This is a genomic window from Embleya sp. NPDC020630 (assembly GCF_044334985.1).
GTDB lineage: Bacteria > Actinomycetota > Actinomycetes > Streptomycetales > Streptomycetaceae > Embleya.
The window spans coordinates 39,762-63,022 of record NZ_JBIRUB010000003.1; the positions used below are offsets into that span (position 1 = coordinate 39,762).

The window sequence follows — 23,261 nt, forward strand, 5'->3', positions numbered from 1 at the left end:
GGTGCTCACCAGGCTACGAGCCGGACGCCGGATCGGTTGCAGTGGTGTATCCCACACACGTCGGGACAACCGTGGCTCGCTCGGCGCGCGTGAATCGCGAGAGGATCCAGGCTCACTACGAGGAGGCTTCACCAGTGAGACACGCAGCGGGCAGCGGAGAACCACAGCCCGACGAAGGGGGCACACCCGACGGAGCGCACTTTCTGGACACCTCGTGGGAACAGCACAGCTCGGGCTCGGGGCACGCGGCCGGTCCACCCGGATCGCAGCCGCCCGGCGCACCCGGCATACCCGGTACGCCCGGCAGGTTCGACGCGGAGACCACGCCGGTCCCGGCCGACTGGTACACGCGTGAGCAGCCGCCCGTCGGCTCGGCCGCGCCCGTCGCCGAGCCGCCCCGACCGGCCCCCGCGGCCGAACCGGAGCCGGCACGGGGCCGACGCGGCAAGCTGGTGGCCTGGAGCCTGGCGGGTGCGCTGATCCTCGGCGGGGCCGGGGTCGGCGCGGCGTTGTTCCTCGGCGGTGGCGACGACAAGAAGGACCGGGCCGACTCGGTGGGCGTGCAGGTGACGTCCAACCCCGAACAGGCCCCGAACACCCAGGCAGCCCCCACGAACGCACCCTCCTCCGGCCCCCCGTCGAGCACGTCGGCGACGACCAAGCCGCCGAAAGCGACCACGTCGAGCACCGCCAAGGCGCCGGCCAACGACAAGGACGCGCCGAAGGACCCGAAGGCGCTCACCCCGGCCGCGTACGCCGCGTGGAAGAAGATCGACCAGGCGATGGCGGCCGAGGGCATCAAGCTGAACCTGAACTCCGGCAAACGCGGCTGGGCACACCAGCAGCGGCTCCTGGACGAGAAGATCGCCGAGGTCGGCTCGCGCGAGGCGGCACTGCACTGGGTGCTGCCGCCGGAGAAGTCGATGCACGTCCAGGGCGTCGCGGTGGACATCTACCCGGCCAACGCCCAGGCCTGGCTCCAGGCCAAGGGCAGCAAGTACGGGTGGTGCCGGATGTACGACAACGAGGAATGGCACTTCGAGTACAACGCCTCATACACCAACGGCTGCCCACCCCGCCTCCCCAGCGCCCTGGACGCCGACTGACCCCACGCCCGACCCCACGCGCGCGGAAGCCGATCGGCTTCCGCGCGCGTGGCGTTTCAGGCGTCGAAGTCGTACTCCAGGACGTACGATCCGGCGTCCATCACCATGTCGTTGACCTCGACGACCCGGCGATCGGCGGCAAGGGCGGTACGACACACCAGCACCACCGCCACACCGGCGGCACGAACGAGGCAGTCTTGGCCGCGCTGTACGTGTCTGTGGTGCGCTCGTGAACCCGAGTTGCGGTGAATCTGTACCGGCCCGTGAACACGCTTGTCGCGCCGGAACGCTGGTATCGCGCCGACGCGCGTTGACCTACACGCGGTGGGCGCTGTCCGGGTGGGACTCGTATTCGGTCGGGTCGCCCCTGAAGGTGATGGTGCCTCGGCTGAGGGCGTAGACGACCTCGGCGCGGCGCAGGGCCTCGCCCGTGTGTTGTTCGACCAGGATCACCGTGCGCTCGGCCGTGGCGAGGCCGGCCACCACGTCGTACAGGTGGGCCGCCACCCGGGGGGCCAGGCCCTGGCTGAGTTCGTCCAGGAGCAGGAGCCTGGCGGGGGTGAGCAGGGCCCGGCTCACCGCGAGCATCTGCTGCTCGCCGCCGGAGAGCGTGCCGGCCCGCTGCCTCAGCCGATCGGCCAGCACCGGGAACGCGGTCAGGGCCGGCGTCACGTCGCGGCCGTCGGCGAATAGACGCAGGTTGTCGGCCACGCTCAGGCCGGCGAACACCCCGCCCCGCTCCGGGATCAGGGTCAGGCCGGCGCGGGCGCGACGGTCGGCGGGCCAGGCGGTGATGTCCGCCCCGTCCCAGGTGATCGTGCCGGCGGTGGGCCGGACCAGTCCGGCCAGCGTGTCGAGGAGGGTGCTGCGGCCCGAGCCGTTGCGGCCGACCAGGGCGGTGAGGGCGCCGGCGGGGACGTCCAGGTCGACGCCGTGCAGCGCCTCGATCGGGCCGTGCCGGACCCGAAGTCCGGCGACCGACAGGGTGATCGGCATCAGAGGTACACCTCCCGGGCCCGCGCGTCGCGGCGGATCTCGTCCGGGGTGCCGGCCGCGACGATCCGACCCGCGGCCATCACGTGCACCGTGTCGGCCACCCCGAACACCAGGTCCATGTCGTGTTCGACCAGCAGGATCGCCAGGCCGTCGGCGGCCAACGCGCGCAGTTCGACGCACAGCCGCTCGGCCTGCGCGTCGTCGAGTCCGCTGGCCGGCTCGTCCAGGAGCAGCACCGACGGGGACGCCGCCAGCGCGCGGGCCAGTTCGACCATCCGCAGTGACCCGGCCGGGAGTTCGCCGGCCGGGGTGTACGCGTGTTCGGTGAGCGCGAGCCGGTCCAGCGCCGCCTCCACCGCGTCCCGGGTCCGTCCTCGGGCGGGATCCGGCAGGCCGAGCAGGCGGGCCGGGGCGGAGGATCCGGACCGGTTCTCCGCGGCCACCCGCAGGTTGTCCACCACCGTCAGACTGGGGAAGACCGACACCGTCTGGAACGTCCGGGACAGCCCGAGCCGGGCCCTGCGGTGCGCGGGCAGCCGGGTCACGTCGCGCGCGCCCATGTACACCCGTCCGGCGTCGACCCGCCCACCCGCCAGGCAGTCGAACAGGGTGCTCTTGCCCGCCCCGTTCGGCCCGATCACCGCCGTCACCACACCCGGCGGCACGGTCAGGTCGACCCCGTCCACGGCCCGCAGCCCCCCGAATCGGCGGACCACACCCTCGGCTCGCAGCGCGCTCACCCGCCCACCTCCGCCCGGCCCGACCGCACCCGCTCGCGCAGGGTGCGGCCCAGCGGGCTGAGCCGGACCGGCGCGGGCGGCGCGGCGGGCACCGGCGCCGGCCCCGCGGCCAGGCGCAGGAGCGTCGCCGAGACGCCGCCGGGCATCCGCGACAGCAGCACCGCCAGGCCGCCGATCACGATCGTGGACATGCCCGCCGTGGTGGCCGCGTCCAGGGCGACCACCAGGCCGGCGGCCAACACCGCGCCGGCCGCGCTGTCCACGCCGAACACCACCACCGCGGCGAACCAGATCAGACCGAGCACCGGATCGAAGGCCGCCGCGTCGAAGGCCCGCCCACCCATCCCGAGCAGCGCGCCGCCGAGCCCGGCCACGCCGGCGCTGACCGCGAAGACGAAGACCTTGGCCGAGGAGACGTCCACGCCGGCCGCCGCCGCGCCGCGCTCGTGGTCGCGCACCGCGACCAGCATCCGGCCGAGCCGGCTCACGTGCAGCCGGCGGACCACCAGGAGCACCAGTACGAGGCAGGCCAACTCCAGCGCGTAGAAGGAACGTTCGCCGTCGAACGGCCACGGGTGGTCGAGCGCGAGGTCGGTGGTGAAGCGCGGCTGGGCGAAGACGAACCGGCTGACCACCGCGGCCACCGCGAACGTGGTCAGCGCCAGGGTCAGCCCGCGCCGCCGGATCGCCGGCCACCCGGTCAGCAGGCCCACCGGCACCACCAGCAGCGCGGCCAGGAACAGCGCGAGCAGGGCCGGGACACCTCGGCCGGCCAGCTGCGCCGCGAACAACGCGCCGAGTCCGGCGAAGCCGGCCTGGCCGAGAGAGATCTGGCCGGCGTATCCGGTGAGCATCACCAGCGACACGAACACGATCGCCATCGCCGGCACCTGCTGCGCGACCCGCAGGTGTTCCGCGCCCAGCGCGAGCGGCGCCGCGGCGACCGCGACGAACGGCACCCACCAGCCCACCGGCGCGCTCTCCCCGTGCCCGGTCCCTATCCGGGCGCCGGCCGCGCGTTGCGGGTCGGGGCCGCCGACCTCGACCATGCGGGGCAGTACCAGGAGCGCGACCAGCATCACCACCACGAACAGGTTCGCCTGGAGCGCCTGGATCAGCCCCCACGAGTCGAGTTCGAGCCGGGACAACTCGCTCTGCCCCACCCCGATCGCCAGCGCCGCCAGGATCGCCACCGGCAGACTGGCCAGCCGGGCCACCACCGCGACCCCGATCGTCTCCAGGACGAGCAGGGTCAGTCCGTATGGATCCAGCCGCAGGTGCGGCGCGAGCAACACGCCGGTCAGCCCCGCCAGCATCGACCCGAAGGCCCACCCGGCCGCGGCGACGCGGTCGGCCGGCACCCCGGACAACTCGGCCAGGGCCCGCCGATCCACCACCGCGCGCAGCCGCACCCCGAAGCGGGTGAACCGGGTGACGACGGCGACCAGGACGGCGACCGCGGCCACCACGCCCAGTTCGACCAGCGTCCCCTTCGCGACCGACGTGTCGCCGGGCAGGGCGACCGTGCCCGTCGGCACGATCGAGGGCGGGTCGAGCCGGGCCTGCGTACCCCAGGCCAGCGTGGCCACGCCGACCAGGAGCACGAACACGCCCAGCGAGGCGACCAGCATCCGGGCCGGACCGGCCCCCTCGCGGTGCAGCCCGCGAAAGACGAAGCGCTCCAGGACCAGGCCGAGCGCCGGCGCCACCACGCCCACGTCGAGCAGCACCGCCGCCCACAGCGGCCAGCCCCACACGCGCACCTGCTGCCAGACGAGGTAGGCCACGATCATCGCGAGCGCGCCGAAGGACAGGTTGAACACGCCGGTGGCCCGGTAGGAGGTGATCATCCCGACCGCCGCGAGCGCCGCGATCGCGCCCACGCCCAGGCCGGCGAGCGCCAGTTCGACGGTGAGCACGGCGCTCAGCCGTCGGCGCCGTGCGCGCTCGGCCCGTCGGTCCCGACATCGCCTCCGGAGGCCCCGCCCGACCGCTCACCGACCGCACCGGACTCCCGCACACCCGGCCGCTCACCGACCGCACCGCGAGGGCCCGAACCCGCCGCCGCATCGGCCACATCGGGATCGCACACCCGGCACGGCCGCAGATCCCGGTCCCGCACCGCCGCCGCGTCCACCGGCCTCACCCCGTCCTTGCCCCGCACCAGCGAGCACCCGCTCCGGTGATAGCGCGCCCCACCCGGGACCGTCACCCACGCCGCCCCGACATCCAGCTCCACCGCCGCCTCGGTCGGCTCCGGCTCGACCAGCAGCTCGTACAGCCGGCCCATCATCCGCCGCAACTCCGCGTTCTCGACGCTCGTCTCGGCGGGGGCCTGCGCCGCCCCGCGCCGGGGTCCCACCATGAGTACCGCGCCGGCGACGATCAGCGCCGCGCCCGGAATGGTGGCCGACGCCAGGTAGGGAAGTTGGCGCGCCTCGTACCGTTCACCCGACACGCCGTACCACCCCACCGCGCACAGCAGCGCCCCGCACAACGCGACGAGCCGGCCGCCGTGCGTGCGCGCCAACCGCCGCAAACCCTCGATGGCCGGGGTCGCGGCGGCCGTACGCTGTCTTTCGGCAAGGGGGTTCGCCTTTCCCGTGGAACCTGCCGAGTTCGTCGAACCTGCCATATGGTCCACCCGTCGAATCCGCCCGATTGCGTATCGGTGCCTCAGCGTAGTTCGCCGGGATCTGGTCATACGGCCCGGAACACGATTGGATACCGAGTCGCGCATGGCAACATGACTTGCCGGTAACCCAGGTACTACCTGGCTACATCAACAGCAACAGGACGCCGGGCGACCGGCGGAACGGGTGGTGAACGCACGTGAGCGTGGACTTGATCAACGAGCGGGCCAAGCAGAACGGCACCGGTGTGGGTCGGCGCAAGGGCGCGCGCCGTGCGCTGCTGGCCCTGCCGCTGGTGGCGGTGCTGGTGATGTCCGGGTGTAGCAGCGACGACAAGGACGACAAGAAGGACAGCAAGTCGTCGCAGTCGGCGAGCGCGCCGGCGGCCGGCCAGCCGAGCACGCCCGCCGCGCCGGGAACCACTGCGCCCTCCTCGCCCGCCGCCTCGGGCGGCAGCACCGGCGCCCCCGCGACCGGCGGCGGCGGCTCGACCACGTTGACCGGCGAGGAGAAGAAGGTCGCCGACAACTGGGACAAGCTGTTCGACAACACCCAGCCGCTCGACGCGCGCAAGGCGGTCCTGGAAAACGCGGACAAGATGGGCGCGCTCGTCGAGACGCTCGCCAACGACCCGCTGGCCAAGTCGGTCACCTCCAAGACCACCGCGGTGAAGATCAACGGGGACACCGCCGAGGTCACGTTCGACATCCTGCTCGCCGGCACCCCGGCGCTGCCCGGCCAAAACGGCAAGGCGGTCAAGCAGGACGGCACCTGGAAGGTCAGCCTGGGTACCGTCTGCACGCTGGTCGGCGCGCTCAAGCCGGGCACCGTCGCCCCGGGTTGCCCGACGGCCTGACGCCCCACTCCGCACGGGCGGGTTCCCCGCCGGCCCCGGGTCACCGAGGAGCACGCATGCATCGTCGTATCCACGGACGGCGCATGCCGTGCGCCTCGGTGGCCCTGGTGCTGTCCGGCGTGTTGTGCGCGGTCGCCGCACTGACCGGATGCGGTTCGCGGCTGCCGGAGCGCGACTTCCGCGAGGAGCGTGGCCCGGCACCCGCGTCCGCCGGCGCGGTGCCGAACACCAACACCGCGTCCGACGTGGGCGTCACGCCCACCGAGGTCACCGTGGGCATGATCGACACCGTCCAGGGGGTGCTCGGCAACGAGACCTTCTCCGGGCCGATGTACGGCGCCCAGGCCTATTTCAAGGCGCTCAACGACCGCGGTGGGGTGAACGGGCGCCGGGTGAAGGTGTCCGCCTGCGACGACAACGGCTACGGCGTGGCCAACCAGCGCTGCGCCCGCCGACTGGTCGAGGACGACAAGGTGTTCGCCTTCGCGGGCAACAGCGTCTACAGCTACAACGCCGCCCAGTACGTCAGCGACAAGGGCGTGCCCGACGTCGGCGGGCAGCCGATCGGGACCGCGTACGAGACGTACCCGCACCTGTACTCGATCTACGGATCGCGCGCGCCGCGCGACGGCAAGGTGGGCTGGGACGGCCGGCTGTACGCGAGCACCGAGGTCTACCGCTACTTCAAGGAGAAGCTCGGCGCCCGCACCGCCGCCGTGGTGTCGTACAACCAGGCCGACTCCGCGCGCTACGCGCAGACCGTCGCCGACGGGCTGCGCGCCGAGGGCTACACGGTCGTCGAAAAGCAGGTCGACTTCGCGCTGCCGAACTTCGCCGCCGCGGTGGTGGACATGCGCAGCAAGGGCGTCGACATCGTCTTCGACGCGGTGGACACGCGCGGCAACGTCGAACTGTGCAAGGCGATGGACGGCAGCGACCTGCGGGTGACCGCCAAGGTGACCAACGTACAGAACTGGAACGCGCGCGTCGGCGAGGACTTCAAGGCGTCCCCGACCTGCCGCAACAGCATCTACGCGACCGGCAACAGCCGCGGCTACACGGACACCGGGCAGCCCGCGGTGGCCGAGTTCCGGGCCGCGATGAAGAAGTACTTCCCCGACCGGGAGGACAAGCTCTCCCAGTGGGAACTGGAGGGCTGGGCCTCGGCGATGTGGCTCACCGACGCGATCGCCTCGTGCGGCGCGAAGGTCACCCGGACCTGCGTCGAGGGCTTCGTCAACCGCCCCGAGGGCTACGACGCGCACGGCCTGCTGATCCCGGTCGACTTCAAGGCCGAACCGGTCGACCGCGTCGCCGCGCCCACCCGCACCTGCTTCGACGTGGCCCGCTGGCAGGACGGCGCCCCGGGCGGCTGGATCGCCCAGGTGCCGGACATGACCACGAACTGCTTCGACGTACCGTCCCTGCCGTACAAACCGTGAGCCCGGATCGCCGTCAACGCCCTTCGGCGCGATACCACGGCTCCGGCTTGTCGAGCCTGGTCACCGGCGGGAGGCCGAGAGGTGCGGCGGGGGTGGGGCCGGGGACACCGGTCACCGGGTAGGGCAGGGGCACCATGCCGAACGGGCGGCGGTGGTGCGGATCGGGGTTGGGGGCGATCAGGGCCGAACCTCGCACGGGGGGCTGCCTTTCGCTGCGCCGGCCCCGAGGTCCCATGCCCCGACGCCGCGCCCGTCGAACCACGTCGACGGACACGGCGTTCAACGACCGGGCGGGGGTGGAGTGTCGCCGGGTCACTCCGGCGGCCCCGCACGGGGGCGGATTTCGGCCACGGCCGGCGGGCCCGCGGGGTGTCGGCGTCAAGTGCCACGGTCGGGCGTGGACAACCGAGAGGAGATCGGCGTGTTGCCCCCGATCGAGGAACACGGCGAGTTCACGGCCGTGGTGATCAGGACGGACTACACCGACGACGCGGCGTGGGCCGCCACGGTCGCGGAGTCGTCGCAACCTATCGCGAACCTGTCGTTCCGGGAGTACGCCGAACACGCCCGCTCCGAGCCCGACGGCGTCTTACGGCCCCTCGCGGACCGATCCCGCCGCGAAGCGAGTCAGCGTGGCATCACCGTGCCCCGCAGCACCACCGCGCGTGGGTCGGCCAGCACGCCGACGTCGGCTCGTGGATCGGCCGAATACACCACCACGTCGGCCGACGCGCCCTCGGCGATCGTGTCCCGGCCGAGCCAGCGGCGGGCGGACCAGCACGCGGCCGACAGCGCGTCGCGGGCCGGGATGCCGGCCGCGACCAACTCCGCGACCTCGTCGGCGACCAGGCCGTGCGGCAGCGAGCCGCCCGCGTCGGTGCCCACGAAGATCGGGATGCCCGCGTCGTAGGCGGCCCGCACCGTGGCGTAGCGGTTGGCGTGCAGCGCGCGCATGTGCGCGGCGTAGGTCGGGAACTTGGCGCCCGCCTGGTCGGCGATCCCGGGGAAGGTGGCGATGTTGACCAGAGTCGGCACGATCGCCACGCCCCGCTCGGCGAACAGCGGGATCAGATCCTCGGTCAATCCGGTGGCGTGTTCGATGCAGTCGATGCCCGCCTCCACCAGGTCCGGGAGCGAGTTCTCGGCAAAGCAGTGCGCGGTGACCCGGGCACCCTCGGCGTGCGCGGCGGCGATCGCCTCCTGAAGCGCGTCCTTGGGCCACAGCGGCGCCAGGTCCCCGGTGTCCCGGTCGATCCAGTCGCCGACCAGTTTGACCCAGCCGTCGCCGCGCCGGGCCTCCTGGATCACGAACGCGGTCAGGTCACCCGGCTCGATCTCGTGCGCGTAGTTGCGGATGTAGCGCTTGGGCCGGGCCAGATGCCGCCCCGCGCGGATCAGCCGGGGCAGGTCCTCGCGGCCGTCGATCCAGCGGGTGTCGGCGGCCGAGCCCGCGTCGCGCAGCAACAGCGCGCCCGCGTCCCGGTCGGTGATCGCCTGGCGCTCGGCGGTCGGCGCGTCGACCGCGCCGTGCGCGTCTATCCCGACATGGCAGTGCGCGTCGACCAGGCCGGGCAGTACCCACCCTTCCAACGTGGCGTCGACGGCGAGCGACGTCGGCCGCTCGAAGGTGATCCGCCCGCCGATCACCCACATCTCGTCACGGACGTCCTCGGGGCCGACCAGAACGCGGCCCTTCACGTGCAGCACGGTCATGCCGAGACCCTACGACCTGCCGACCCCCGACCCGCCGCCGCGAACGCCCCGAGGCCGATACCCCACCTCCAGGCACAGCTAATCCGGTTGTGCGGGTCCCGCCCCGTGTTGAAGGCTCCTCTCCCATGAGCACCGACAACGATCTCGACCGGGTGTGGCGGTGCCTGGAGGCGGGTGACGTCCCGGGCGCGATCCGCGGTTTGCGCGGTGTCGCGGCCGGCGTCCCCCTCGGCGAACTGGCACGGGCGCTGGAGAAGGCGGCGCGACTGGCCGGTTTCGAGGACCTGGCCGAGGCGGCCGGGCAGGCCGCCGCACAGCCGTCGAACCCTCGGCGCCTCTACGACCTCGGATACGCGTGCATCGAGCGCGGCATCGCGTTCGCCGCCATCCCCCCGCTCGTCGAGGCGGTCCGCCGGGTGCCCGACTCGACGGGCGTACGCAACGAGTTGGTGGCGGCGTACGAGGCGGAGGCACGCCACGGCGAGGCCGTCGCCCTGCTCGAAGCCGACAAGGCCGCGCTGCGCCCCTGGCCCGACCGCTACCTGCTCGTCTACAACACGATCCTGAGCGGCGACCTCGCCCGCGCCCGCCGACACGCGGCCACCCTGCCCGCGCCCGACGAGGACAGGTGGACCTGGGCGTACGGCCGCGTCACCCGCATGCTGACCCGCGCCGACGCCGCCTCGCGTGCCGGCTCCCTCGACCATCTCGACCTGCGTGGTTGGCAGTTCGCGCTGACCGGCGGCGTACTGGCCACGCTCTCCCCGTACGGTTTCGCCGCCGGCATGACCGGCCGCTACGCGATGCACCAGGACGACTACACGTCCTGCCTGCACGGCCTGAGCCGCCTCGTGCTCATCCTCGAAGCGGCCGGCGTGGCGCCCACCACGGTGTCCCTCCTCGACGACCGGGGCAGCCGCATCATGGGCCTCGCCGCCGCGGACCTGCTGGGCGTGCCCACCGTGCCCTACACACCCACCCGCCCAGACACCCTCGTCGTCGCGTATCGCCTGGAGGATCTCGCCCCCGAGACGGGCGCGGCGCTCCGCGAACGTGCGCCCGGTCAGGTCCTGTACGAGCACGCCACCTGCTGGACACAGCCGCCCGCGGTCTCCGCGGACGTCTCGGGACTGCTGCGCCAGTACGGCAACGCACCCTGGGAGGAACAGCTGTTCGTACAGCCGGACGACGGCGGGAGGGACGGGGTCGACACCCGCCCCGAAGCGGACCACGCGGCCGAGGTGCTACGCGCCGGGCCATCCGACGACGAGGGCGACGGCGAGACACCGGCCGACCCCGACGAGGCGCTCGGCGCATTCACCCGAACAGTCGCCGACACCTGGCTGACGGGCACCCGGGACCGGGTCGACTCGCCGGGTCCGGTGCGCAGTTCGCGATTCGCTTAGGCCCTGTCCGGCCGGGGGCGTCGGCGGCGAGTGCCGGGGGCGGGCTTCACCCTCGCTTCACCAGTCCCCGCCGGACTCCCGCGGCCACGGCGGCCGTTCGGGAGTCGACCTCCAGCTTCGCGTAGATGTGCACCAGGTGGGATTTGACCGTCGCCTGGCTCAGGAACAGTGCCTTGCTGATCGCCAGGTTCGACAACCCCTCCGCGACCAGCCCCAGCACCTCGATCTCCCTCGGGCTCAACACCGGTTGCGGCCGGCGCAGTCGGCTCAGCAGGCGGCCCGCGATCCGGGGCGCGAGCGCCGACTCGCCGGCGGCGGCCGTTCGTACCGCCGCCGCCAGCTCCTCCGGCGGGGCGTCCTTGAGCAGGTAGCCCAGCGCGCCCGATTCGACCGCGGCCAGGATGTCCGCGTCGGTGTCGTAGGTGGTCAGCACCAGGACGTGCGGGGCGCGGGGCAGCGCCGCGATGGCCGCCGTGGCCGCGTTGCCGTGCATGGCGCCCGGGCCGAAGCGCAGGTCCATCAGCACCACGTCGGGTACGAGGGAGCCGGCCAACTCGACCGCGCGCTCGGCGGTGTCCGCCTCGCCCACCACCTCGAAGTCCGGCTCCGCCGCCAGCACGGCGCGCAGCCCGGCGCGCACGACGGGATGGTCGTCGGCCAGCAACAACCGGATCATCGCGCGGCCCCGTCCGCGGGGGCCGGCAAAGTCTCCGGCCGCTCCCGGTCGGGCGCCGGCAAGGTCCTCGGCCGATCCCTGGCCGGCGCCGGGACGGTCCCGGGCCCGTCGGTGCCGGACCCCTCGGTCTCAGGCACCGCAAGGGCCCCGGCCTCCCCCGCACGCGCCGGCACAGCCCCCGTCCGCTCGCCCGCCGGCACCGGAAACGTCACCGCGATCGCCGCCCCCTGGCCCGGACCCGACTCCACCGTCAGCACTCCGCCCAGTTCGGCCGCCCGAGTCCGCATCGCCGCCAGCCCGAACCCGGTGCCGGCCGTCCCGCCCCGATCCGCCCCGGCCGGGCGCGCCGCCGGATCGAACCCGCGCCCGTCGTCCACCACGTCGAGCGTCACCGACGCCTCCATGTGGCTGAGCGTCACCTCGGCCCGGGACGCGCCCGCGTGCCGCACCGTGTTCCCGAGCGCCGACTGGGCGATCCGCAGCAGCGCCACCTCGACGGCCCTCGGCAGCCCGGCCGCCTCCCCCGTCCGGTGGAAGCGCACGTCCAGGTCCGCCTCGGCGGCCGTCCGCGCGCACAGCCGCTCCAGCGCCGCCGGCAGCGAGGAGTCGTCCAACTCCGGCGGCGCCAGCGCCCGGACGAACCGCCGCGCCTCCGCCAGGCTGTCGGTCGCGGTGACCCGCGCCAGCCGGACGTGCCGATCGGCCGCCGTCGGATCCGCCGGCAGCGCCCGCTCGGCCGCGCGCAGCAACAACTGGATGCTGCTGAAGCCCTGCGCGAGCGTGTCGTGGATCTCCCGGGCCAGCCGCTCCCGCTCCGCCAATACCCCCGCGTGCCGCTCCGCCGCCGCGAGTGAGGCCCGGGCCGCGACCACGTCCTCCACGAGGCGGCGCCGCGCCTCGCTCTCCCGGTGCAGCGCCTGGTAGCCGAGCACGGTGGCCACCGCGACCGCCGCGCCCAGCAGCGGACCGAGCACCATGCCCAACGACACCGCGCCGCGATGGGCCGCGTAGCCCCCGACGGCGATCACCGCGAGCCCGCCCACCACGGGCAGCGCGACCCGTACCGGGAGCAGGTGCGGAACCAGGAAGAACAGCGGGAAGGCGAACCAGATCCCCTCCGCCGTGAGCACGTACAACCCGCACCAGGACAGCGTCAGCGCGCCCAGCCACCACGCCGAGGCCCGCCGCGACGGCCCCACCGAGGGGATCAGGTTGCCCACCGCGTACACCGCGGCCGTGACCGCGGCGGCGACCGGGATCAGCGCGGTCCGTACGGCGGAGGCGTCGGTGCCGACGAGGGCGCGCAGCGCGGCCATCGCGAGCAGCAGCGCGACCAGCGCGTGCATACAGGCGCGGAGCGTGCGGGGCACGGAGTCGGGGGTCGGGATACCGGCGTACATATCGGGTCAAGGCTAACCGGGGCGGGTGGAGCAGCCATCGATCAAAAGGTTGACCGGGGCCGGTCAACCCGATCGATGACGCGGACGCCGCCGGCGACCAGGCTTGGCATTGTGTTCGTAGCGTTGCGGGACCTCGTCTTCGCCCGGGGGCGGTTCGCCCTGATGATCGTCACCGTGGTGCTGGTCACCGCGCTGGTCGGGCTGGTGTCCGGGCTGACCGTGGGGCTGGGGCGGGCCAATACCTCGGCGATCGACGCGCTGCCGGCCGATCGGCTCGCGTTCGCCGCGCCCGCCCCGGGACAGGGTGTCTCGTTCGCCGACTCGACCGTGGAGCAGGCGCAGTGGCAGCGCTGGGCCGAGCAGCCCGGGGTGCGCTCGGCCGCGCCTCTCGGCATCGCGATGACCCGGCTCGGGGTCGGTACGCGGACCACCGCCGCGGCGGCGTTCGGCGTGGAGCCGGGCGGGCCGATGGCCCCCGCCGGGCTGGCCCCCGGGACGGTGGTGTTGTCCCGGGACCTGGCCGACGAGCTGCGCGTACGCGTCGGCGACCGGCTGACCGTCGGCGCGGACACCCCGCTGACCGTCGCCGCCGTGGTGTCGGGATCCTCGTACAGCCACGCGCCGGTCGCGTGGACCACCCTCGCCGACTGGCAACCGCTGCGCCCGGGACCGCGGCTCGGCGGCCCGCACGCGACGGTGATCGTGCTCGACCTGGCCGGCGGGCACACCGGGGCGGCGGACCGGGCGATCGGCACGCGCAGCACCTCGATCGGCGACGCCCGGAAGGCGATCGGGTCGTACACCGCCGAGAACGGCTCGCTGCAACTGATGCGCGGGTTCCTGTTCGCCATCTCGGCACTCGTGGTGGGCGCGTTCTTCACCGTCTGGACCATCCAGCGGGCGGGCGACGTGGCGGTACTCAAGGCGCTCGGCGCACCCACCGGCTACCTGCTGCGCGACGCGCTCGGCCAGGCATTCCTGGTGCTGCTCGCGGGCACCACCGTCGGCATCGGCGTCGCCGCGCTGTTCGGCGCGGTCGCACCGGCGGGGGTGCCGTACGTGGTGGACGCCTCGACCACGGTCCTGCCGGGGGCGGTGTTGATCCTGCTCGGCATGGTCGGCGCGGGGCTCGCGGTGCGGCGGGTGACCTCGGTCGACCCGCACACGGCGCTCGGCGGGACCCGGTGAGGTGTAGCCGATGAACCGCACGTCGATGAACCGTACGGCGATGAACCACCCGCGGATGAACCGCACGGCGACGAACCGCACGGCCATGGCCCCGCAGCCCGATACCCCCACGCCCGAGAGGCCCGCCATGCACCCGTCCCCCGGCCTGGAACTCGCCGACGTGACGCTCACCTATCCCGACGGCGACAGTCGGCTGACCGCGCTGGACCGGGTCTCGCTGGCGGTGCCGCCCGGAACACTGACCGCCGTGGTCGGACCGTCGGGATCCGGCAAGTCGAGCCTGCTCGCCGTCGCCGCGACGCTGACCACGCCGGACGCGGGCCGCGTGTCGATCGCCGGCCTGGACGCGGTGGCCCTGCGGCCGGCCGAGCGGGCCCGGTTGCGCCGGAGCACCATCGGGATCGTGTTCCAACAGCCGAACCTGCTCGCCTCGTTGACGTGTGTCGAGCAGCTTCAGGTGATGGCGCACCTGGCCGGCGGCAGTGCGCGCAAGGCGCGCGCCCGGGCGCTGGAACTGCTCGACCGGGTCGGCCTCGCGGACCGGGCGGAGCATCGCCCGCACCGGCTCTCGGGCGGCCAGCGGCAGCGGGTGAACATCGCCCGCGCGCTGATGCACGAGCCGAGCGTGCTCCTGGTCGACGAACCCACCGGCGCGCTGGACCACGAGCGCGGCGCGGCGATCGTGGCATTGCTCGCCGACCTGACCCGCACGAGCGGCGCGGCCACCGTCCTGGTCACGCACGACCGCAGCCACCTTCCGCACGCGGATCGGGCGGTGGAACTGATCGACGGCCGGCTGCGCGCGCTCGCGACCGCGTAGCGCCCGGTGCCGGGCGGCTTCGCGCGCCGCCCGCTACTCCCCCGCCTCCGGCCGCCATGCGCTCGATCCCGACGCCGACCCTCCCGACCCGGCATCCGGTCGCCACGCGCTCGACCCGGACAGGCTCGGCTCCACGTCCGCCGTCCGCCACGCGCTCGATCCGCCGGTGGTGCCCGGCAGGCTCGGCGAGCCCGGCCCGTCCGGACCGCCGGGAATCACCGGCCAGTTCGGGTCGACGACCGCGCCGCCGCCGTCCGGGTTGCGCCGGTCGAAGTAGCTCTGCAGCGAGGCCGCCTGCTCCGCGTACCACTGCACCTGCTTCTCGTGCAGCGTGCGCAGCGAGTCGGCGGCCAACTCCGGGAAACGCGCGCCCAGATCCTGTGCGAGCAACAGGCAGGCCAGCGCGTCGCCGTCGGCGGTGTGCGCGTCGGTGAGCACCACCTCGTAGAACGCGCTGGTGGCCGCGAGGGTGCGCTTGCCCTTGCGGTAGCGGTCGAGCTGCTTGTCGATCACCAGGGGGTCGATGATCGGTGCGGTGTACGGGAGTTGGGGCAGATTGTGGCGATGCAGCTCGGCCTGCAGGATGGTCAGGTCGAACGGCGCGTTGTAGATCGCGATCGGGGTTTCGGCGGCCAGGTATTCGGCCATCGCCTCGCCGATCTCGGCCAGGCACAGGGCGGGTTGCCGTCCCTCGGCCCGGGCGCGCGCGGTGTCGATCCCGTGGATCGCGGTCGCCTCGGCGGGAATCTCCCGCTCGCCCGGGTCGATCAGCCACGACCGCCGGGTGCCGGTCGAGTCCACCAGGGCGGCGGTGACGATGAAATCGGTGAGCGGATCGACTCCGGAGGTCTCCACGTCGAACGCGGCCATCGGCCCCCGGTGCCAGCCGTCGTGATTGCCGCGCGGCGGCGCGGCGGGCTTCGGCTCGCCGCAATCGGCGCAGTACGTAACCCACTTGCCGTCCCGGCGGACCAACAGCCCGTCGCCGGCTTTGACATAGGTCGTGCACGTGGCACAGGTCGCGCCGAACTTGTTCGTTGCCATGGGGTGCCCTTTTCCGATCGCGGATCAGATTCACGTCGTCACTGCCGGAAACGCTAGTGCCCGGGTACGACGCGATCCGCACGAGCCGTCGCCAGTCGGCGCAACAACGGCCGCTCGGCGGTGGTCCACGCGGTGCTCGTGAGCAGATACAGGCCGACCGCGAGCGGGACGAACGCGGCGGTCAGGACCGTGGCGAAGGGCATCCACCGAAGCAGGGCGGGGGTGTTCGGCGCCGCGGCGGCCCCGGCCGGCGCGAGGACGACGGTCATCGCGACGTCGACGCGGTGATCCGACCCTGGCGATACATGCACATCATCGTATTCCGCCCGACCGCCCCACACGCGGCCCCGAGCCGACGAATTCCGCCCGCTCCGACGGCGGGCGGGTGTGCCAGGATGACCCCCGTGCGCGTGCTGCTAGGGGACGGCTTCGGGGTGACGTCACGTCAGATCGCGGTGGCGGTCGGGCGATCGGGGCACGAGCCGGCGGTGTTGGCGCCGCCCGGTCGGCCGATCCCGGGTCGCCCCCGGTCGGTGGCGAGGGTGTACGAGGTGCCCGCCTTCGGCACGGATCCGTGGGTCTGGCTGGCCCGGGCGGAAGCGGTGCTCGGGGCCGAGCCGTACGACGTGCTGCTGCCCACCGACGAGCACGTCGCAGTGCTGGCCCGGGCCCCGGAGCGGATCACCGCGCACGGAGTGGCCCTGGCCGTACCGTCGTTCGCCGCGCTGCGCCGCGTCGCGGACCGCGCCTCGGCGGCAAGCACGCTGACCGAGATCGGCATGCCGCAGCCGGCCGGGACGGTGGTGGTGCACACCGCCGAGGAACTGCGCCAGGTCGCCGACCCGCCGCTCTACGTCAAGACCCTGCTCGGCTCGCATCGGGTCGAGCGCCGCGAACAACTGCTGCGCCTGGCCGACGAGTTGGACCGCGCCGGCGCGTTCGTGGACGGCGCCGGGGTGCTGGTGCAGGAGCACGCGACGGGCCCGGTCCTGTCCGCCCAGGCGGTGTTCGAGCACGGCCGACTGGTCGCGGTGCACGCGTACGAGCATCTGCACGGCCCGGCGGTGCGGCGCAGCGTGGTCGCGCCCGACATCCGCGAACACGTGGCCATGCTCGGCGGCCACCTCGGCTGGCACGGCGCCCTGTCCCTGGACGCCGTGCGCACCACGTCGGGCCCGGCCTGGCTGAACGTCCGCCCCCATCTGGCCGAGCCCGGCAACGCCGCCGCGAGCGGCACGGACCTGGTCGCCGCCCTGATCGCGGTCTCCCGGGGCGAGACGCCACCCTCGATGCCGTGGGGCCGCCCCGACGTCCGCACCCGCCAGGCCCACGCGGGCGTATGGACCGCCGCCCGAGCCGGCCGCCGCCGGGCCGCACAGGAAATCCTCCGCATCGCCCTACGCCTCGAGCCCTACCGCAACACCACGGAAGAATCCCTCAGCCTGCGCCAGGAACCCCGCCGAATCCCCGGCGCCCTGTGGTCCGCCACCACCGCCCTCACGTTCCCCACACACACCCTCACCCGCATCACCCACCAGGAATCCCAATCCACGCTGACCCCCACCACCTGGCGCCAAATCCTCGCCGGCCCACCCCCACCCCGGGTAGCCACCCCGGAACGCTGAACCTCACCCACGCGGAACGCCGGACGTCGGCGGCGCACTACAAACGGATGCGCCACCCCGAAGCCCCACCCCACATCGACGTCGTGCCTTCCGGAGTCACCACCACAGCAAACCCCCGGACCCCGCCGCGGTGGCTGCCCGCCAACTGGAGGGGATCGAGTGAGCGGCACCGACCTCGGCGAAGCGCGAACCCCTGTACAACGCGACGCGTCCGGAAAGGCTCGCCTGACCGCGCCGGACGGGTGACCGCCGCGTGGGTGACCACGTCCCCACCCGGTCGTTGGGCGGGGTGTGACTCGAAATGTCTCCATGGTCCGGATCGCGGCGGCGTCCTTCGTCGGTACCGCGATCGAGTTTTACGACTTCTTCGTCTACGGCACCGCCGCCGCCCTGGTGCTCGGGCCGCTCTTCTTTCCCGGCTTCTCGCCGATCGCCGGCACCCTCGCGGCGTTCGCGACCTACGCGGTCGGGTTCGTCGCGCGCCCGCTGGGTGCGGTGGTGTTCGGACGCCTGGGCGATCGGCGCGGGCGACGGCCGGTCCTGGTGGTGTCGCTCGTCCTGACCGGTGTGGCCACCGTGCTGGTCGGGCTGCTGCCGACCTACGACCGGATCGGCGTGGCCGCGCCGATCCTGCTGGTGGTGTTGCGGTTCTGCCAGGGCTTCGGCGTGGGCGGCGAGTGGGGCGGCGCGGTGTTGCTGGCCGCCGAGCACGCACCGCCGGGGCGGCGGGCGTTGTGGGCCGGGATTCCCCAGGCCGGCCCCTCGATCGGGTTCCTGCTCGCCAACGGGCTGATGCTGATCCTGTCCGGGTCGTTGACCGACGCGCAGTTCCACGCGTGGGGTTGGCGGGTGCCGTTCCTGTTCGCCGGGGTGCTTGCGGCCGGCGGGCTGCTGCTGCGCGCCTCGGTCGAGGAGACGCCCGCGTTTCGGGCACTGGTGGCCGGCAACGAGACCTCGGCGAGTCCGGTCGCCGAGGTCCTGCGCGGACACTGGCGCCTGGTCCTGCTCGCCGCGGGGGCGCTGGCCTGCGGCTATGTGGGCTTCTACCTGACCACCACGTGGTCCCTGCAGTACGCCGACGACCGGCCGACGGTCGGCCGCACCACGATGCTGGCCTGCATCATGATCGCGGTGACCGGGATGGCCCTGGTCACCCCGCTGTTCGCCGTGGTGGGCGACCGGTACGGGCGCAAGCCGATGTGCCTGGTGGGCTGTGCGGGGATGGGCCTGTGGGCGTTCCCGATGCTCGGCCTGCTGGCCACCGGCGAGCCGATGTGGATGACCCTGGGATGCCTGGGCACGTTGGTCGCGTTCATGGCGATGTTCTCGGTGGTCGGGGCGTACCTGTCCGAGCTGTTCGAGCCGCGGGTGCGATGTACCGGCGCGTCCACCGCGTACAACCTGGGCGGCGTGCTCGGCGGCGCGCTGACCCCGATGGTGGCCACCGAACTGGCCCGCGGCGACGGCACACCGTGGGGCGTCGCCGCCTATCTGGCGGGCGCGGCGACGGTCAGCGCGACCTGCCTGCTCCTGCTGCCCGAGACGAACACGGTGCCCGTCGCGGACGGTGAACCCGCCGCGGCGTGATCTTCCATCCCGGGCCGATCTGCGCCAGGGTGCGGCCATGACCACGCATGCGACCGAATCGGCCGAGGCACGCCGCGCGCACCACACCCGCGTCGCCCAACGGCTGCTCGCCGCCGTCGGCGCCGGCGATCGCGCCGCCCAGGTGGCCTGCTACCACCCGGACGTCGTGCTCGAATTTCCCTACGCCGCGCCGCCGGTGCGGATCGAGGGCCGGGCCGCGGTGGAGACCTACCTCGCCATCGCGCTCGGCGTCTTCGAGCTGAGCCTGACGGTGACCCGGGTCCACGACTGCGTGGACCCGGACACCGTGATCGTCGAGTTCACCGGGACGGGCCGGGCCCGGACCACGGACCGGCCCTACGCCAACACCTACATCGCGGTGTTGACCTTCCGGGACGGTCTGGTGGTCGGACAGCGCGAGTTCTACAACCCGGTGCCGGCCGCTCAGGCCTTGACCGCGACGCCCGCCAGCTGAGGCAGCTTCACCGCCGGGTCGCCGAGCGGGCCCTCGGGACCCCACACGTCGACCGGGACCAGGCGGGCGGGCAGCAGTTCCAGGCCGCCGAAGACGGCCAGGATCTCGTCGTGCGAACGGGCGTGCATCTGCTGCACGTTGGACGAGTACTCGCTGAGCGCGCGGTCCATCCCGGCCGGGCGCTCCTCGCTGCGGTGCGCGTGGGACAGGGCCAGGTGGCTGCCGGGGACGGTGGCGTCCATGTACTGGCGCACCACGCCGACGGGGTCGGCCTCGTCCGGCAGGAAGTGCAGCACCGACACGATCAGCACGCCGACCGGCTGGGAGAAGTCGATCAGCTTGCGCACCTCGGGCGAGTCGATCACCTTGGCCGGATCGGTCAGGTCGGCGCCCACCACGGTCGCGTTCGGGTTGTCCGCGAGCAGCAGCTGGCTGTGCGCGACCGCGACCGGGTCGTTGTCCACGTACACCACACGCGCGTCCGGGTCGGCCTTGTGCGCGATCTCGTGCACGTTGCCCACGGTCGGGATGCCCGAGCCCAGATCGAGGAACTGCCGGATGCCCAGGTCCAACAGGTGGTGGACGGCGCGGGTGAGGAAGACCCGGTTCCCGCGCAGCACGTCGCGCAACTCGGGCATCGCCTGGGTGACCAGCTCCGCGGCCTCGCGGTCGACCGCGAAGTTGTGCGCGCCGCCGAGCGCGTAGTCGTAGACGCGGGCGACGCTGGCGCGCGTGATGTCGATGTGCTCTGGAGCCCAGTCCGGTCGAGTCATGGCTCGGACTCTAAGCCGTGCCGACACGATTCACCGGAAAAATCGCCCGCCCGCCGGTACGAAGCCCTGTGCAAGGCGTCACACCCCCGGCGGCGGGAGCGGAACGAGGGTTCCACTCCCGCCGCAGGCAGGCTCGACCGAGGCCACCCGGCTCTTACGGCTTGACGCCCGTCACCCCCACGAACGCCGGGCACTTGTCCGCGCCGACCGGGATGTCCTCCGGCGCGAGCGGTGCCCACACCTGTTCGACCCTCGGGCCCACCCGGGCCGCGATCGGGGCCAGCGCGTCGAGGTCGAAGCCGTACAGCTTCGCCGCGTTGCCGCCGACCATGGCCGCGACCTCGACCGGGTCGATGCCGTTGTAGGTGAGCTGGAGCGCCTCGCGACTGAACGGGTGGCTGGCCTCCTTGTGCGGGTAGTCGCTGCCCCACATGACCCGGTCCACGCCCACCTGGTAGCGCAGCTTGGCCTCGGCGGGACGCTGGAAGCTGGCCCCGACGTGGCACTGCCGGGCCCAGTACTCGCTGGGCTTGAGCGCCATCCGGCCGACCAGTTCGCTGCCCCACTCGTACTCCTGGGAGCCGACCGCGGTACTCATCCGATGCCAGTAGTAGTCCAGCCGCCGGGTCTCCTCCGGGATCCAGGCGGTGCCCTGCTCGGTGAACACGAACTGGAGATCGGGGTGGCGGTCCATCGCGCCGGAGACCACCAGGTGGGTGAACGCGCGGTGCGCCCACCAGGACACCTCGGTCAGGAACACCACCTTGTCCACGTCGGTGTCCCCGGCCGGCGGCGCCGCCGAGCCGGTGTGGTGGTTGAGCGGCATGCCCAACTCCTCGCACACCCGCCACAGCGGCTCGTAGTGCGCGTAGTCGAACATCGGCACCAGGCCGGAGCCGGGCGGGGTACCGGGCAGCAGCACGCCGCCGGTGAGCCCCGCCTCCTTGGCCCAGCGGATCTCCTCCACCGCCGCCGGGATGTCGTGCAGCATGATCTGGACGATGCCCGCGCGGCGTCCGGGAGCCGCCGCGCAGAAGTCGACCATCCAGCGGTTGTGCGCCTTCAGCCCCTCCCAACGCAGCGCCAGGTCACCGGCGTTCGCGGCGGGCGGCTGGTCGGTCAGCGACGGCTTGGGGAAGAACGGCGGCACGGTGTTCGGGAAGATCACCTCCGCGACCACCCCGTCCGCCTCCAGGTCGCGCAGCCGTCGATCGGAGTCCCAGTTGCGCGGACCCAGATCGCCCTTCAGGTCCGGGTACGGAATCTCGTAGCCGGCCACCCACGCGTCGAACTCGGCGTGCAGGCGGGCCGGCAGGTAGTCGCGATAGCCGTGGATCTCGCCGCCGCCGTGGCAGTCGGCCGAGATCACCGTGTATCGCTCGGGCAGGTCGGTGAACGGGGGGCCGCCCGGGACGGCGGGCGGGGTGGTGCGCTCGGTCATCGGGGATCAGACCTCCTGGGCCGGCGCGTTCGGGTTGATCGCGGCGCCCGTGTCGTGTCCGGTGAGCCAGTGCCGGCCGATCTCGGCGGCGGCGGCCCACTTGGTCGTCAGGTCCTTCGCCGAACCGTCCGCGTTCACCTGGCCGAGTGTCGCGGGGGTGACCCCGACGCGCTCGGCGTGCGGCTTGAGCGCGGCCAGGTCGAAGCCGTACACATCCGCGACCGCCTCGCCGAGCATCACGCGCGTTTCGGCGATCGGCACGTCGGAGAACGTCTTGCGCAGGATGTTCAGCGTCTCCGGCCAGGTGCCTTCCGGATGCGGGAAATCGTTACCCCAGCAGATGTTGCCGATGCCGATCTCGTAGCGCATGCCGATCTCGCGGCGCTTGGTGTTCGAGGCGCCGATGAAGCAGTTGCGGTCGAAGTACTCGCTCGGGAGCAGCTTGATCTCCTCGAACCCGGCCAGCTTGGCCGCGCCGCGCGAGCCGAGCAGCAGCCGGTCGGTGAACCACAGCAGGTTGCCCACCCACCAGCAGCCCGCCTCGGTCACCCCGAACCGCAACCTCGGGAACCGCTCGAACACGCCGGACCACAGCAGGAACCACAGCGGCCGGGACGGCCACCAGGTGACCTCGGTGACGTAGATGCCCAGGTGGTTCCCGTACGCCTCGCGGTCGGCCGGACCCGAGTGGGTGACCACCGGTAGCTCCAGCTCCTCGCACAGCGCCCACACCGGGTCGTACCTGCGGTCGTGGTACGGCGTCTGGTTCATCCACATCGCCGGGATCATCACCGCGCCCAGGCCGTCGGCCTTGATCCGGCGGATCTCCTTGAGCACGTCGTCCAACGCCGCGGTGATCGGGATCAGCGCGACCCCGCGCCGCCGCTCCGGGCTGGTCTTGCACAACTCGGCCAGCCAGCGGTTGTGCGCCTGCGCGCCGGCCAGGCCCAGTTCGGGATCCAGGTCACCGGACAGGCCCAGGCCCGCGCCGAACGGCACACACGTACGCGACTCGACCGCGTCGGCGTCCGGGAAGATCACCTCGCCGACCACGCCGTCCTTGTCCAACTCCAGGTCGCGCCGGTCCACTTCCCAACCGCTGCGCAGCACCTCCTCGTTGGTCTCGAACCAGTTCGCCGCGAAGTCCTCGTTGCGCACGCCCAGATCGGTGATCGCCTTGAGCTGCGCCTCGCGCTCGGACATGAACTGGTCGAACGCCGCGTGGTGTTTCGTGGCGAGGTAGTCGCGATACAGCTCGGTGGGCAGCCCGGCGTGGGTGTCCGAGGAGATGATCGTGTAGGGGGTGGTGAGTTCGGTCGTCGCTTGCTCAGTCATCGTCG

At 73.0% G+C, this 23,261-nt stretch carries 22 protein-coding genes; 9 read left to right on the forward strand and 13 right to left on the reverse strand.

The features are described from left to right. Window positions 1–134: 134 nt before the first annotated feature. A complete protein-coding gene (locus ACH4XV_RS11625; protein ID WP_395788754.1) occupies window positions 135–1,106 on the forward strand; it encodes a D-alanyl-D-alanine carboxypeptidase family protein in 972 nt (323 codons plus the stop codon). Window positions 1,107–1,421: 315 nt separating this feature from the next. On the opposite strand, the gene ACH4XV_RS11630 is transcribed toward ACH4XV_RS11625, so the two are convergent. From ACH4XV_RS11630 to ACH4XV_RS11645, 4 genes are read right to left on the reverse strand one after another with little or no spacing between them, the layout of a single operon-like run. Further along, window positions 1,422–2,102, reverse strand: a complete 681-nt coding sequence (locus tag ACH4XV_RS11630) for an ABC transporter ATP-binding protein (protein ID WP_395788756.1) — start codon at window positions 2,100–2,102, stop codon at window positions 1,422–1,424. Beyond that, window positions 2,102–2,842, reverse strand: a complete 741-nt coding sequence (locus ACH4XV_RS11635; protein WP_395788758.1) for an ABC transporter ATP-binding protein — start codon at window positions 2,840–2,842, stop codon at window positions 2,102–2,104. The genes ACH4XV_RS11630 and ACH4XV_RS11635 overlap by 1 nt, the downstream gene beginning before the upstream one ends. After that, a complete protein-coding gene (locus tag ACH4XV_RS11640; RefSeq protein WP_395788760.1) occupies window positions 2,839–4,761 on the reverse strand; it encodes an ABC transporter permease in 1,923 nt (640 codons plus the stop codon). Before ACH4XV_RS11640 ends, ACH4XV_RS11635 begins: the two co-directional genes overlap by 4 nt. 5 nt (window positions 4,762–4,766) lie before the next feature. Beyond that, the gene (locus ACH4XV_RS11645; protein ID WP_395788762.1) at window positions 4,767–5,372 is read right to left on the reverse strand and encodes a hypothetical protein; all 606 of its coding nucleotides are present in this window, start codon (window positions 5,370–5,372) and stop codon (window positions 4,767–4,769) included. A 302-nt stretch (window positions 5,373–5,674) separates the two neighbouring features. Between ACH4XV_RS11645 and ACH4XV_RS11650 the strand changes: the two genes are divergently transcribed. Both ACH4XV_RS11650 and ACH4XV_RS11655 read left to right on the forward strand, forming a co-directional pair. Next, window positions 5,675–6,331 (forward strand): hypothetical protein, encoded by a 657-nt coding sequence (locus ACH4XV_RS11650; protein WP_395788764.1) that lies wholly within the window; start codon window positions 5,675–5,677, stop codon window positions 6,329–6,331. Between the two features lie 56 nt (window positions 6,332–6,387). Then, entirely contained in the window at window positions 6,388–7,773 is a 1,386-nt protein-coding gene (locus ACH4XV_RS11655; RefSeq protein ID WP_395788766.1) for an ABC transporter substrate-binding protein, read from the forward strand. 13 nt (window positions 7,774–7,786) lie between these two features. Here the strand turns inward: ACH4XV_RS11655 and ACH4XV_RS11660 are convergent, their stop codons facing one another. Next, on the reverse strand, window positions 7,787–7,969 hold the full coding sequence (locus ACH4XV_RS11660) for a hypothetical protein (RefSeq protein WP_395788768.1): 183 nt from the start codon (window positions 7,967–7,969) through the stop codon (window positions 7,787–7,789). A gap of 431 nt (window positions 7,970–8,400) precedes the next feature. Beyond that, window positions 8,401–9,486, reverse strand: coding sequence for an amidohydrolase family protein (locus tag ACH4XV_RS11665; protein ID WP_395788770.1), 1,086 nt, complete (start codon window positions 9,484–9,486; stop codon window positions 8,401–8,403). Window positions 9,487–9,611: 125 nt separating this feature from the next. Between ACH4XV_RS11665 and ACH4XV_RS11670 the strand changes: the two genes are divergently transcribed. Next, window positions 9,612–10,892 carry a hypothetical protein gene (locus ACH4XV_RS11670; RefSeq protein ID WP_395788772.1) on the forward strand — a complete coding sequence of 427 codons (1,281 nt, stop codon included), beginning with the start codon at window positions 9,612–9,614 and terminating at the stop codon, window positions 10,890–10,892. Window positions 10,893–10,938: 46 nt separating this feature from the next. Here the strand turns inward: ACH4XV_RS11670 and ACH4XV_RS11675 are convergent, their stop codons facing one another. Both ACH4XV_RS11675 and ACH4XV_RS11680 read right to left on the reverse strand, forming a co-directional pair. Beyond that, a complete protein-coding gene (locus ACH4XV_RS11675) occupies window positions 10,939–11,568 on the reverse strand; it encodes a response regulator (protein ID WP_395788774.1) in 630 nt (209 codons plus the stop codon). Continuing rightward, the gene (locus ACH4XV_RS11680) at window positions 11,565–12,914 is read right to left on the reverse strand and encodes a sensor histidine kinase (protein ID WP_395789958.1); all 1,350 of its coding nucleotides are present in this window, start codon (window positions 12,912–12,914) and stop codon (window positions 11,565–11,567) included. The genes ACH4XV_RS11675 and ACH4XV_RS11680 overlap by 4 nt, the downstream gene beginning before the upstream one ends. 165 nt (window positions 12,915–13,079) lie before the next feature. Between ACH4XV_RS11680 and ACH4XV_RS11685 the strand changes: the two genes are divergently transcribed. Together ACH4XV_RS11685 and ACH4XV_RS11690 are read left to right on the forward strand one after the other, a co-directional pair. After that, window positions 13,080–14,156, forward strand: coding sequence for an ABC transporter permease (locus ACH4XV_RS11685; RefSeq protein ID WP_395788776.1), 1,077 nt, complete (start codon window positions 13,080–13,082; stop codon window positions 14,154–14,156). Between the two features lie 127 nt (window positions 14,157–14,283). Next, a complete protein-coding gene (locus tag ACH4XV_RS11690) occupies window positions 14,284–14,976 on the forward strand; it encodes an ABC transporter ATP-binding protein (RefSeq protein ID WP_395789960.1) in 693 nt (230 codons plus the stop codon). Between the two features lie 33 nt (window positions 14,977–15,009). Here ACH4XV_RS11690 and ACH4XV_RS11695 read toward each other — a convergent pair whose 3' ends face one another. Together ACH4XV_RS11695 and ACH4XV_RS11700 are read right to left on the reverse strand one after the other, a co-directional pair. Beyond that, window positions 15,010–16,020 carry an exonuclease domain-containing protein gene (locus ACH4XV_RS11695; RefSeq protein WP_395788778.1) on the reverse strand — a complete coding sequence of 337 codons (1,011 nt, stop codon included), beginning with the start codon at window positions 16,018–16,020 and terminating at the stop codon, window positions 15,010–15,012. A 53-nt stretch (window positions 16,021–16,073) separates the two neighbouring features. Then, window positions 16,074–16,289, reverse strand: a complete 216-nt coding sequence (locus ACH4XV_RS11700) for a hypothetical protein (RefSeq protein WP_395788780.1) — start codon at window positions 16,287–16,289, stop codon at window positions 16,074–16,076. A 135-nt stretch (window positions 16,290–16,424) separates the two neighbouring features. On the opposite strand from ACH4XV_RS11700, the gene ACH4XV_RS11705 reads away from it, so the two are divergent. From ACH4XV_RS11705 to ACH4XV_RS11715, 3 genes are all read left to right on the forward strand, one after another. Then, window positions 16,425–17,645, forward strand: coding sequence for a hypothetical protein (locus ACH4XV_RS11705; RefSeq protein ID WP_395788782.1), 1,221 nt, complete (start codon window positions 16,425–16,427; stop codon window positions 17,643–17,645). A gap of 309 nt (window positions 17,646–17,954) precedes the next feature. After that, complete coding sequence (locus tag ACH4XV_RS11710; RefSeq protein WP_395788784.1) at window positions 17,955–19,232, forward strand: MFS transporter; 1,278 nt, start codon at window positions 17,955–17,957, stop codon at window positions 19,230–19,232. 37 nt (window positions 19,233–19,269) lie between these two features. Further along, window positions 19,270–19,707, forward strand: coding sequence for a nuclear transport factor 2 family protein (locus tag ACH4XV_RS11715; protein WP_395788786.1), 438 nt, complete (start codon window positions 19,270–19,272; stop codon window positions 19,705–19,707). Here the strand turns inward: ACH4XV_RS11715 and ACH4XV_RS11720 are convergent. The 3 genes from ACH4XV_RS11720 to ACH4XV_RS11730 form a co-directional block, all read right to left on the reverse strand. Further along, window positions 19,677–20,480: an SAM-dependent methyltransferase gene (locus ACH4XV_RS11720; protein WP_395788788.1), complete on the reverse strand. Its 804-nt coding sequence runs from the start codon at window positions 20,478–20,480 to the stop codon at window positions 19,677–19,679. The genes ACH4XV_RS11715 and ACH4XV_RS11720 overlap by 31 nt on opposite strands. Window positions 20,481–20,634: 154 nt before the next feature. Then, window positions 20,635–21,921, reverse strand: coding sequence for an amidohydrolase family protein (locus ACH4XV_RS11725; protein ID WP_380011149.1), 1,287 nt, complete (start codon window positions 21,919–21,921; stop codon window positions 20,635–20,637). 6 nt (window positions 21,922–21,927) lie between these two features. Next, entirely contained in the window at window positions 21,928–23,256 is a 1,329-nt protein-coding gene (locus ACH4XV_RS11730) for an amidohydrolase family protein (RefSeq protein WP_380011146.1), read from the reverse strand. Window positions 23,257–23,261: the final 5 nt, after the last annotated feature.